We start from the raw sequence: 11,502 nt of genomic DNA, 5'->3' as shown, positions 1-11,502 counted from the left end.
TCTTCAACTGTCCGATTTAAACCGACAGAGGTGTCCGGATAAACCGTTATATGCACTTTGGTTTTGATAAGGTATATATTTGGGATTCTAAGTCGTTAAAAGATAGAACTGTTCCATTGCCCTTGAAGCTAAAGCAGCAATTGATTAGTCAAGTTGAGTTGGTTACAAATACAAGCTGGGATAGACTTGCGTTCAATTCAAGAACTCTTAGGACACAAAAGTGTTGAAACTACAATGATATACACGCATGTTGTTTCAGAGATGAACAAAGCTAAAGTTATCAGCCCTTTAGACTTTTAAGAAACAACCATTTTTAAATATAAACAGCTATAAAATCTTTAAAAAGCAGAAGAACTATAGTTAGCAATATTGAGCCGGCTGCAAGGTAGATGGCATTTTTACTTATGAGTATAGCGAAAAAGTTTTTTACTCCAAAAGCTTTGATGGTCATGGCAAATCCTACAAAACCGCCTATAGTTCCTGCAAGGGCTAGACCTGCGGCTCCCATTGGGGTTATGAGTGCGAGTGCAAAGACTATGTAGAACAGAAGCGAGAAGGTGGCTATTTTTGCGGCTCTCATCTGCTGCTCGTTTGCGTAGAGCCAGAGCAAAAAGAGCTTTTGCAGACCTAGCGGGAGGAGTCCTATCATGTACATCTCAAGAACGGCTGCACTTTTTGATGTGTCAAGCGCGCTAAATGAGCCTCTCTCAAAGAGCAGCCAGATAATCTCATGTGAGAGTATATAGCCGCCGATGGTGCTGGCTGTGAGTAAAAACGCCAAAAACCAGAACGCACGTTGCATAAAGAGTCTTGCTTTTGCCTCATCATTGTTTTTGATGTAGCGTGCAATAGTTGGAAAAAGTGCGATGGAAGTAGCAATGGCAAAGAGTGCAAGAGGGAGCTGAAATATGCGGTTTGCATAATAGAGATAGCTGATGGAGCCTGTTGCTAAAAAAGATGCCAAAAAGGTGTCTAAAAAAGCGCTTACTTGAGGAGTTGAGTTTCCCCAGATGGCAGGAAAAAACTGCTTTTTAAACTTTCTGCTCTCTTCTTTGATTTTGGATGACTTTGCTCCAAGATGTTTAAAACCGCTGCAAAGAGGCTTTAAAAGCCCGAGTTGTCGAATAGCTATGATGTGCGTTACAAGCTGCAGTATTCCGCCTATTACGACACCGAAGCTGAGGTAATAAACTATCTCGGCATCGCTTTTCTCTGCAGAGAGATAGAGCGCTAAAATAAGTGATATATTGAGAAGTGCGGTAGAGAATGCAGTTGTGGCAAAGTGGCGTTTGTACTGTAGCATGGCACTAAGAAATGTGACGGCAAATATAAGGGGCAGATACCAGAAGTTTATGGCTACATAGGGTTGGGCAATTGCAACCGTTTTTTCATCAAAACCCACGGCAATGGCTTGTGTGGCAAGAGAAGGCGCAATATTTACAAGCAGGGTTATGATAATAATTATAGAGAGAAATATTAAAAAAATGTGTGCCGAAAAAGCGGATTTATTGTTTGAACGGGCATAAGCGGGAATAAATGCCTGTGTAAAAGCACCTTCTGCAAAGATGCGGCGAAAAAGATTTGGGAGTTTAAATGCTACGAAAAATATGTCGCTGTAGATGTTTGCGCCAAGAGCTGAGGCGGTCATTAAGTCTCTAAAAAATCCTAAAATTCTTGAGAATAAAATTCCAAAACTGTTGGTAAAAATTGCTTTAAACATGGGCTTCTTTTGGAGATATAGTATCACTTTTACGAAAGTTTAACAAATATTTGATTAAAATGGAGAGTTTAATTTTAAAAATAATAATTTGGGTAGATAAACAATATGGCACTATTTGGTTCAAGCAGCAAAACAGAACAATTACCAAAAACAATCCGACCCACCGTTGTAAAAACACAAAACGTTGCCAAAGAGATTATAGAGTTGGCAAAAAGAAACGGGGTAAGTCCCGGAAGCTTGGATTTTGACATCTTGGAAGTAGAGACGTTTGTTAGAACAAACAAAGAGAAGATGGAGTCGGACTGGGAAGAGATAAGCGTTGAGGAGCTGCATAAACTAGATGATGCAAGAGAGATACTAAATCCTCTTTTTGAGATAAAGCAGGCATATGAGGTTGAGATATATTCAAAAGAGGAAAATAGTATATTTAAAGATTTCCACGCAGCAGTCGGGGCAAATGCAACAAAGTGCAAGATATATTTGAGCATAAAAGCGCTCTCACAGGTGCTTACGAGCCCAAGATTTGAAGATGAATTTTTAAACTACATAAACAAGAGTAAAATCAGAGCTGGCATATTGGTAAACATTTTTGATGAGATGGTAAAGGATATTGTCTCAAGAGTATCGGCACTTGCTAAAGTTGACGGAATAATAAAGTATGATAAAAATCAGACCATACTCATAGCCGACGCGTATGAGCCCACCCCTACTATAAGTGACCAGCTTATAACGCACTATGATAAAGAGGTTGAAACAAGCAGCGGTGATCGTGTGGATTACTCAAAAAGAGGATTTATACATAGTGTTTTAGACGGCGATATTTTGATGGAGTATATAAAACCAAAAAAAGGTAAAGCCGGTAGAAATTGCCGTGGAGAGTTTTTAGAACCGCCTGAACCTGAGGTGAACCATGCACCTAATTTTGATGTTGATGACACAATAGAGATGGTAGATAATAAAGAAAACATTATATACCGAGCAAAAGCCAGCGGCTATATCAGCCTTGATGGAAATACCTACAAAATAAAGTCTGAGATGGATGTCGGAGAGATAAGCTTTAAAACAACAGGTTCTATCTCTACAGGGCTTGATTCTGATGTTTGTTTGAGTGTGAAGGAAAATGACTCACAAAAAGATGCCATCGGAAACGGTATGGAGGTTGAGGTCAGCGAGATTGACATAAAAGGAAACGTCGGTCCAAATGCAAAAGTGACGGCAAATAGAGCGACAATAGAGGGGCAGACTCACAAATCATCATACATAAAAGCAGATGATTTGACCATAAATGTGCATAAAGGCACCGCTATTGGCAGTAATATTAAAATAACAAGGCTTGAACATGGCATAGTCGAAGGCAAAAAAGTAGAGATTGTTCAGGCTATGGGCGGAGATATAAGGGCAAGAGATATTGATATCGGTATATGTACCTCTTATGTAAAAGCTACGGCATCAAAATATATTGAAATCAAAAAGCTTCAAGGCAGCGAAAACGTCTTTACTATTGACCCTCTTTTGCAAAAAGATAAAAAAGAGGGATTTGGTGAAAATCAGGATGAGATTAACCAGTTTAGAACAAGCGTAGAAGAGATAAAAAAAGAGGTTGAGAAGTATCAAAAACTTGTTAAAGACAACACTGCCTCATTTAACGACGTTAAAAAAAGATTGATGCACTATAAGAAAAACGGAATAAAAATGCCTGCAGCATTCTTGGCAAAATATAAGCAGTTTCACAAAGCGCAGGAGCATCTTGAGAATATTATCAATGAGTATAAGGTAAAAAATGACAAGCTTCTTCTTCTGACGACAAAAACAGCCTCTTTTCAAGACAGCATAACAGATGCGAGAATTATAAACAGAGATAGATGGGTCGGGCACAACGAGTTGATCTTTAAACTTGTAGAACCCCCTATAGAGCTTAGTTATAAACCGCAGGAGGGCTCGCTCGAGAAGATATTTGCGGTTGTAGAGACGGATGATGGAGTATTTGAAATACAGGCGGTGAAAGAGTGATAGTTGGATTAAGAGGAGATATTGTCTATAAAGAGCCGTCGTTTGTTCATGTTGACGTGGCTGGAGTAGTTTACGAGGTATTTATATCTCTGCAGAGCTTTTCGGCTATAAGAAGCGATGAGGTAAAACTTTTTACTTCACACATAATAAGGGAAGATGCTCAACTTCTCTACGGCTTTTTTGAACAAAGCGAGAAGAAACTATTTGAGAGACTTGTAAAGATTAACGGTGTAGGTCCAAAGGTTGCGATGGCTATATGTTCAACCTATACTCCATCGCAGTTCGCCGTTATTATAAACAACAAAGACATGAACGGCGTAAAAAAGGTTCCGGGCATTGGTCCTAAGAGTGCAGGGCGCATTTTGGTTGAACTTAGCGGCTTTGATGCACAGCTTACTTCATCGCAAAGCGGGGAGCCAAACAGCTCTTTCAATCAGGCAAGCGAAGCTTTGGAGTCGTTGGGGTTTAAAAAAGATAAAATATCGGACGCGCTTAGCAGGTGCGATCTAAGCAGCGATACGGCTTCACTCGTAAAAGAGGCACTGAAGCTGCTAAAAACAATTTAACTAAGGAAATATAGATTGAAATTAACTATTTTATTCGGAGGCGCTAGTTTCGAGCATGAGATTAGCATAGTGAGTGCTATAACTTTAAGAGAGAAATTATCAAGTTTTAACTTGACTTTTGTTTTTTGTGATCAAGATCACACGTTCTATCTGATCGAAGCTTCAAAAATGAAGGCTACGACTTTTTCAAGAGGCGAGTATAAAAAAATGCCTAAACTCTCTATTGCTAACGGGGCATTTATTCAAAAAGGATTATTTGGTTCAACAGAGTATGACGCAACGGTTTTGAACCTTATTCACGGAGCTGATGGCGAAGATGGCTCTATTGCCGCACTTTTAGATTTTTTCTCCATAAAATATATCGGTCCACGCATGGATGCAAGTGTTTTTTCTTATGACAAACGTTATACAAAATGGCTCAGCCATGCTAGAGGAGTCAAGAGTTTAAAACATGAAGAGCTTAGCTTAAAAGAGCACAACAATATTAAAACTCCATACCCGATTATTGTAAAACCTTCACGTCTTGGCAGCTCTATCGGAGTGAGTGTCGTAAAAGAGGAGAGCGAGCTTGATTATGCTCTTGACAGCGCTTTTGAGTTTGATAGCAGTGTTATAGTAGAGCCGTTTTTGCAAGGTGTAAAAGAGTACAACCTTGCAGGTTTTATGGCAAATAAAAAAATGCACTTCTCTATAGTAGAAGAGCCTCAAAAAAATGAGTTTTTGGATTTTGAAAAAAAGTATATGGATTTTTCAAGAAGCTCACAGGTTTTAAAAGCGGAGATTTCAAAAGAGCTGGAGTCAAAACTAAAAGCGAATTTTGAAAAAATATATAAAAATATGTTTGAAGGCGCTTTGATTAGATGTGACTTTTTTGTCGTTGATGGAGAGGTTTATCTAAATGAGATAAATCCGATTCCCGGTTCAATGGCAAACTATCTTTTTGAAGATTTCACAAATTGTCTTGAGATGCTATCAAATTCGCTTCCGCATGCAAAAAGAGCAAGAACAAACTACGAGTATATCCACTCAATTTCCAAAGCAAAAGGGAAGTAATGGCTCTAAAGTCAATACAGTTTGAGCAGCACACCCTAGATATCAGTTATGAGATACTAAACCCTCAGGCAAAAGTTGATTTGATAATTTTGCATGGATGGGGAAGCAATAAAGAGTTGATGAAAAAAGCATTTTCGCCATACATGGATAGTTTCCGTCATATTTACATAGATTTGCCGGGATTTGGCAACTCTACATGCAATATGGCGTTAGAGACAAAAGATTATGCAAGAATAGTAGAGCTTTTGATGATTCATTTAAATGCCTCAAAAGATATTATTTTAGGGCACTCTTTTGGCGGTAAAGTAGCACTTCTTCTTGAACCTCAGGTTTTGGTTCTTGTTGCAAGTGCAGGAATTTATAGGTCAAAATCTCTCAAAGTAAGAACAAAAATCGCACTCTTTAAGCTTCTAAAACTATTTGGAGCGACAAAGTTTAGAGAGTTTTTTGTAGCCGATGATGCAAAAAAACTAAGTGAACCGATGTATCAAACTTTTAAAAATGTAGTAGATGAGGGCTTTTCTAAAGAGTTTGCCTCTTATGGAGGAAAAGCTCTTCTTTGCTGGGGAACAAATGACACTGCCACACCGCTTAGCAGCGCAAAAAAGATAGAGAGACTCATAAAAGACTCTTCGCTTATAACCTACGAGGGTGATCACTACTTCTTCTTAAACCATGCCAAAGATGTAGCACAAAATATAGAAAAAACTTTTTTAAAAACATTGGAGCATAAATAATGCAAGATTATGAAGTACTTATGGCATTTGTTACAAATGTTCTTTTCGTAACAGTTCTGGGATGGTATCTCATAACAAACCTTCAGTGGTATGACTATAAATTATCGCGAGTAATTTTAAAACATCATAAACCTCACTGGCATGTCATCTACTTTTTTATCCCTTTTATTGCCTACTACACGACTGGCAAATTTTTTATTATCTTCTTTCTTTTTGCAGTTTTGCCGGCAATATTTATTTGGCATAAAAGTTTAGACAAAAAACTGATTTTGACATGGAGGGTTAAGAGATTTCTGATTCTTCTTGTTTTTTTAGTTGTTTTCCAAGATATTCTCTGTACTTTAAAGTCCGCATGTGAGACTTACGGTGTATTTATGCCGCTCTTTATTGCTTATGCGGGAAGTTTTATAATAGAGAAATTTCTTTTTGAAGCGCATAAAAAAGAGGCGCAAAAAAAACTCCAAAGCATGTCTAAACTCCAGATAGTCTGCATTACGGGAAGTTACGGCAAGACAAGCACGAAAAATTTTGTTAAAGAAATATTGAGCAAAAAGTATAGAGTTTATGCAACTCCCAGAAGTGTAAATACCCTTGGAGGAATTATTAAAGACATAAACGAGTCTCTGCCGAGCGATACCGAGATTTATGTTTGTGAAGCGGGCGCGAGACAAAGAGGGGATATCTTAGATATTACAACCTTTTTGGAGCCTCAGGTAGTGGTTGTAGGCAAAGTCGGTCTTGCTCATGTAGAGTACTTTAAGAGCCTGCAAAATATCATTGCAACAAAGCTTGAGATTATGAAATCTTCGAGATTGGAATGCGCTTTTATCCATACTTCCGTTACGGATGAGCCTCATGAGAATGTTACGTTTTTTGGAGATGAGATTCAAAACGTTAATGCAACTCTAGAGGGAACTGATTTTGATATGATTTTTAGTGATAGAACTCTTCACTTTCACACCGATGTTCTCGGCTCATTTCAGACAATCAATATTGCCGTAGCCGTTCACATTGCAAAAACATTTGACATGAGCGATGATGAGATAGTTAAAGCGGTAAAACGTTTGGCTCCTGTTGAGCATAGATTAGAGATGATAAAGGCGGGTGGAAAGCTTATACTTGATGACGGATATAACGGCAATATAGAGGGAATGCTCGAAGCAGTAAGGCTTTGTTCGTTGCATGAAGGTAGAAAGGTGATAGTCACTCCCGGTCTAGTTGAGAGCAGCGATGAACTAAACTTAGAGCTGATTGAGGCAATAAATAGTGTTTTTGACATAGTAATAGTCACAGGCTCTTTAAATGCGGAGCTATTTGACAAAAGCCTGAAGGTGAAAAATAAAATCATGCTCCATGACAAAGCAAAAATCCAAGAGTTGCTGGCACACCAGACAAAAGCAGGAGATATTATACTCTTTGCAAATGATGCACCCAATTTTATATAAGTAAAAAGAAGTGAAATACATAGATGCAACCATAAAATACCTCGGCTATTTTACGGCTTTTGTCGTTGCTTTGCTGGTTCTGTTGGTTGTTTATGATGCAACTGCAAGATATCTTTTTTCAACAGGCTCGGTCGCACTTCAAGAGCTTGAGTGGCACCTTTTTGACATCGTTATTCTCTTTGGTATAGCGTATACGCTGAGAGAGGGTGCGCATGTGAGGGTAGATATATTTTACGCCTCATTTTCGCAAAAAACAAAAGCGCTTATCAACATTGTATCCTCTCTCTTTTTTGTACTTCCATTTTCGTTTCTTATTATCTATATAGGGATAGATTTCGTGAGTATGAGTTATCTTCAAAATGAGGCATCTTCAAATCCGGGCGGATTGGAGTATCGGTTTTTGGTAAAATCTCTTATGCCTATTTCGTTTGTTTTTTTGTCTCTTCAAGCCATAAGAGATGCCAAAACAAACTTTGATGCATGGAGGTCGTTATGATATCCATGTTGATGTTTGTAGTGGTTTTAGCGCTACTAATGGTAGGAATTCCCGTTGCTTTTGTTTTTGGAAGCGTGGCTATCGCTTTTGCCTTTTTGGTTCCAGAGGTGGGGTTTGATGTCTTTTCGGTTCTGTCGTTTCGCATCTACGGAATTATGTCAAACACCACCTTGATGGCGGTTCCTCTTTTTATCGCAATGGGTTTGGTGCTTGAGAAGTCGCTTATGGCTGAGAAGCTCTTGATTGCCATGAGCTCGGCTTTTCGTACTGTGCGCGGCGGTTTGGCTGTTAGCGTGGTGCTTGTAGGTGCGATGCTGGCGGCTTCTACCGGAGTTGTATCTGCAAGTGTTGTTATGATGAGCGTTATCGCGCTTCCGCTTATGCTTCGTGCAGGGTATGACAAAGGTCTGGCTGCTGGAACGATAGCTTCAAGCGGAACACTTGGGCAGATTATACCGCCCTCTATTATTCTTATTATTTTGGGCGATGTTATGAATGTTAGTGTGGGCGAACTATTTATGGGAGCGGTTTTGCCTGGACTTGTTTTGGTGGGACTCTACGTTGTTTACATCCTGATATTTTCCTACCTTAGACCCGACGCTGCACCCGTTGCAAAAAATGTAAAAGAGGTAAGCTTCAAAGAGATAATCATGGCCATAGTTCCACCTATGCTTTTGATGGTCTCAGTTTTGGGGAGCATCTTCGCGGGTATAGCATCTCCTACGGAATCGGCTGCATTTGGGGTAATTGGCGCAATTTTGCTCTCGGCGTATAATCGCTCTCTAAACTTTGAAATGCTCAAATACGCAACACTCGGTAGCGTGAAACTAAGCGGCATGATTTTTATGATTCTCATTGCGGCAACGGCTTTTTCTCTTGTTTTTAACGAACTCGGCGGAAGTGATTTTATACTTGAATTTTTCTCTCAAGATATAGGAGATGTCTGGATTTTTATAGCGGTTGCGATGATTAGTATATTTATACTCGGTTTTTTTATAGATTTTATAGAGATAAGTTTTATCATCGTTCCTATCTTAGTGCCGGTTATGCACGCTTTTGGGATTGACCCTGTTTGGTTTGCGATACTTATCGCTCTAAACCTGCAAGCCTCATTTTTGACTCCGCCCTTTGGACTTTCGCTCTTCTTTTTAAAAGGAGCCGCAGGCGATAGCATAAAAACCACGGAGATATATAGAGGGATAATCCCCTTTATACTACTTCAATTTTTGGCTCTAGTTTTGGTTATGATATTTCCAGACTTAGTGTTTGCATTTATTTAACTGACCTTACGCACTTTTGTAAAAAAGAGCGTAGAGCGTCAGTTTTTCTCCCCTATCCGAGAGATAGGGGTAGCTTTAGGGGGTTGTAGGGACTTTAGTCCCTGCCATTAAAACGGACGAGTTCGTTTTAATGCGTAACATCAGTTATTTAATTTTAACGCAAGAGGAAGTGAATTCCTCTTTGCTACGCTAGCCGCTATGGCACTAAAGCTTGCCTCGAGAGAGAGGCAGAAATTTCTATAAAAAGGGTTAAAATGAAAGATATTTTATATGCGCCATGGCGGGATGAGTATGTTACAAACAAAAAGATAGAGGGCTGCGTATTTTGCCATATAAGCTCTCATGAGAAAGATGATGAGAAGTTGCATGTACTTTATAGGGATGAGCACTGTTTTATAGTGATGAACCGTTACCCGTACACCCCGGGGCATTTTATGATTATTCCTCATCTTCATACCGACAAACTCGAAGAGCTCCCAGGTGAGACTTGGCTTCATATAAGTGATTTGGCGCAAAAGAGTGTTAGGCTTTTAAAAGAGGGTTTTTGTGCTCATGGAGTAAATATCGGGATGAACTTGGGAGAAGTGGCAGGTGCAGGGATAGCTGAGCATATTCACATGCATATCGTCCCAAGATGGGAGAGAGACACGAACTTTATAACTTCCGTTGCAAATAACAGAGTCTACTCAACCGATTTTATAAAAATATATAAAAATATAAAAGAGCTAGTTCCTCGCTATTTAGGAGTTTGAACCACATGAGAGTGAGAGTGCTTTTTTGCACCGTAAGTTTTAAAAGCATAAACTTTGTAAACATTGAGCCATAAGTAAAAGATAATAAGGGCAGAAGCAAATACAAAAGCTAAAGTTTTAGCCGCTTTTGATGCGGTAAAAAAATTTACTCTTTTTGCTATGATTATAAACGCCCAGATTATCGCGATATAGTTCATAACGCTAAATATTTTAAGCCAAGGGTCTTGTCTGGCAGCAAGAGGTTTTACTTCATCTGCTGAGATAGCAAAACCCTGTATAAAACCGTTTGCTATATCGCTGTAGTGATGAAGAAAGAAAAACTCGTATGTGTGCGAGAGACCGCCAATGATAAATATGGGCGCAAAAGCATATCCCAGAGTATAAAATACCTTGCTAAAACCCTCTTTTAAAAACTTTGAAGCTATAAACATACCGAAGTAGACCAACGAGATGGTAATTGACAGGGCAAGGAAGAGGGCGCTTATGCCTACATAATCAAGCCCGATAATGCCTATTTTTTCCTCTAAGAACACTCCCGTTTTTGACCAGATAAACTCATCTGCGATTGCGACTCGTCCAAGTGCATGATGAAACGACATAGTAACGGTAATAGCTGCGGTTATAAGTATAAATGCCCAAACCTCCGCTTTTTTTGTCTGAAAGTTTTTAAAGAGCGATTGAGAGGGTTTTACAAGTTTAAAACTAACCGCTTCACATGCACTGCTGCAGTCCATACACAAGGTGCAGTCGGTCATATCTCCTCTTTTATCAAACGTAAAAGGTTTGAGATTGTATGTGCAGGCATCTGCACATTCAAATGTAGTACAACTTTTGCAACTCTCGCCGTAGGTTCCAAGCTTCGTAAAGGATATCTTAGAAAACCCGCGCATTACGGTGCCGATAGGACATATTGATTTGCAGTAGCTCATATCACTGTAAACGTAAAAAAATGTCACTGCAATAAGTGTAAGCACTATAAAAAAGATTGCCGTAGCCAAAGGAGTTTTATAAGCAGCCGGATATATATAGTAAACAACCCAAAAGCCGATTAGAAGCAGAGATATGCCTATGAACGGGTTTGCGAGAGCTTTTGGCATCTTCTTTTTAAGACCGAATTTGGTTATATACTTTCCTATAAATCCGTGCGGGCAGATACCGCAAAAAATTCTGCCAAATGTAGAGAGCGTCACAACTATAAAGAGCGGCCAAAAGAGCGACCAAAAAAGAGCAGTCGTAAAAATATTCTCCTCTTTAGAGGGATAGATGATTCCAAACACTATTGCATAAACAAAGAGCGCTAAAACAGAGAGTTGCAGAGCTCTTATAAAGATCTGATTTTTAAATAAAAATCCTAATACCGGAATATTGTAAATATCATTTTTATCTCTCTTTTGATAATCAACCATAATATCTCCTAAAACTTGTAGCTGTATGTAAGCATCC

11 protein-coding genes are annotated in these 11,502 nt (G+C 39.0%); 9 read left to right on the top strand and 2 right to left on the bottom strand.

The window, feature by feature from the left end; translation table 11 throughout:
- Positions 1-153 precede the first annotated feature (153 nt).
- Positions 154-300 carry a tyrosine-type recombinase/integrase gene (locus IBX42_RS12580; RefSeq protein ID WP_365943582.1) on the top strand — a complete coding sequence of 49 codons (147 nt, stop codon included), beginning with the start codon at positions 154-156 and terminating at the stop codon, positions 298-300.
- A 13-nt stretch (positions 301-313) separates the two neighbouring features.
- Here IBX42_RS12580 and murJ read toward each other — a convergent pair whose 3' ends face one another.
- A complete protein-coding gene (gene murJ / locus IBX42_RS09180; RefSeq protein WP_294932056.1) occupies positions 314-1,720 on the bottom strand; it encodes a murein biosynthesis integral membrane protein MurJ in 1,407 nt (468 codons plus the stop codon).
- 105 nt (positions 1,721-1,825) lie between these two features.
- Between murJ and IBX42_RS09175 the strand changes: the two genes are divergently transcribed.
- The 8 genes from IBX42_RS09175 (at position 1,826) to IBX42_RS09140 (ending at position 10,059) form a co-directional block, all read left to right on the top strand.
- Positions 1,826-3,730: a flagellar assembly protein A gene (locus IBX42_RS09175; RefSeq protein WP_294932052.1), complete on the top strand. Its 1,905-nt coding sequence runs from the start codon at positions 1,826-1,828 to the stop codon at positions 3,728-3,730.
- Complete coding sequence (ruvA, locus tag IBX42_RS09170; protein ID WP_294932049.1) at positions 3,727-4,296, top strand: Holliday junction branch migration protein RuvA; 570 nt, start codon at positions 3,727-3,729, stop codon at positions 4,294-4,296. Before IBX42_RS09175 ends, ruvA begins: the two co-directional genes overlap by 4 nt.
- 15 nt (positions 4,297-4,311) lie before the next feature.
- On the top strand, positions 4,312-5,349 hold the full coding sequence (locus IBX42_RS09165; RefSeq protein WP_294932046.1) for a D-alanine--D-alanine ligase: 1,038 nt from the start codon (positions 4,312-4,314) through the stop codon (positions 5,347-5,349).
- Positions 5,349-6,086 (top strand): alpha/beta hydrolase, encoded by a 738-nt coding sequence (locus tag IBX42_RS09160; RefSeq protein WP_294932043.1) that lies wholly within the window; start codon positions 5,349-5,351, stop codon positions 6,084-6,086. The genes IBX42_RS09165 and IBX42_RS09160 overlap by 1 nt, the downstream gene beginning before the upstream one ends.
- A complete protein-coding gene (gene murF / locus IBX42_RS09155) occupies positions 6,086-7,531 on the top strand; it encodes a UDP-N-acetylmuramoyl-tripeptide--D-alanyl-D-alanine ligase (RefSeq protein WP_294932040.1) in 1,446 nt (481 codons plus the stop codon). The genes IBX42_RS09160 and murF overlap by 1 nt, the downstream gene beginning before the upstream one ends.
- Positions 7,532-7,541: 10 nt before the next feature.
- Positions 7,542-8,027, top strand: coding sequence for a TRAP transporter small permease subunit (locus IBX42_RS09150; RefSeq protein WP_294932037.1), 486 nt, complete (start codon positions 7,542-7,544; stop codon positions 8,025-8,027).
- The gene (locus tag IBX42_RS09145; RefSeq protein ID WP_294932034.1) at positions 8,024-9,307 is read left to right on the top strand and encodes a TRAP transporter large permease subunit; all 1,284 of its coding nucleotides are present in this window, start codon (positions 8,024-8,026) and stop codon (positions 9,305-9,307) included. Before IBX42_RS09150 ends, IBX42_RS09145 begins: the two co-directional genes overlap by 4 nt.
- Before the next feature lie 254 nt (positions 9,308-9,561).
- Positions 9,562-10,059, top strand: a complete 498-nt coding sequence (locus IBX42_RS09140; protein ID WP_294932031.1) for an HIT domain-containing protein — start codon at positions 9,562-9,564, stop codon at positions 10,057-10,059.
- Here the strand turns inward: IBX42_RS09140 and IBX42_RS09135 are convergent.
- A partial coding sequence (locus IBX42_RS09135; RefSeq protein ID WP_294932028.1) for a 4Fe-4S binding protein occupies positions 10,044-11,502 on the bottom strand: 1,459 nt, incomplete at its 5' end. The two genes, IBX42_RS09140 and IBX42_RS09135, sit on opposite strands and share 16 nt — an antisense overlap.

This window comes from Sulfurimonas sp. (assembly GCF_014859695.1).
Lineage (GTDB): Bacteria > Campylobacterota > Campylobacteria > Campylobacterales > Sulfurimonadaceae > Sulfurimonas.
The sequence above is the reverse complement of the archived record's forward strand: the minus strand, read 5'-3'. Positions and strand labels throughout refer to the sequence as shown.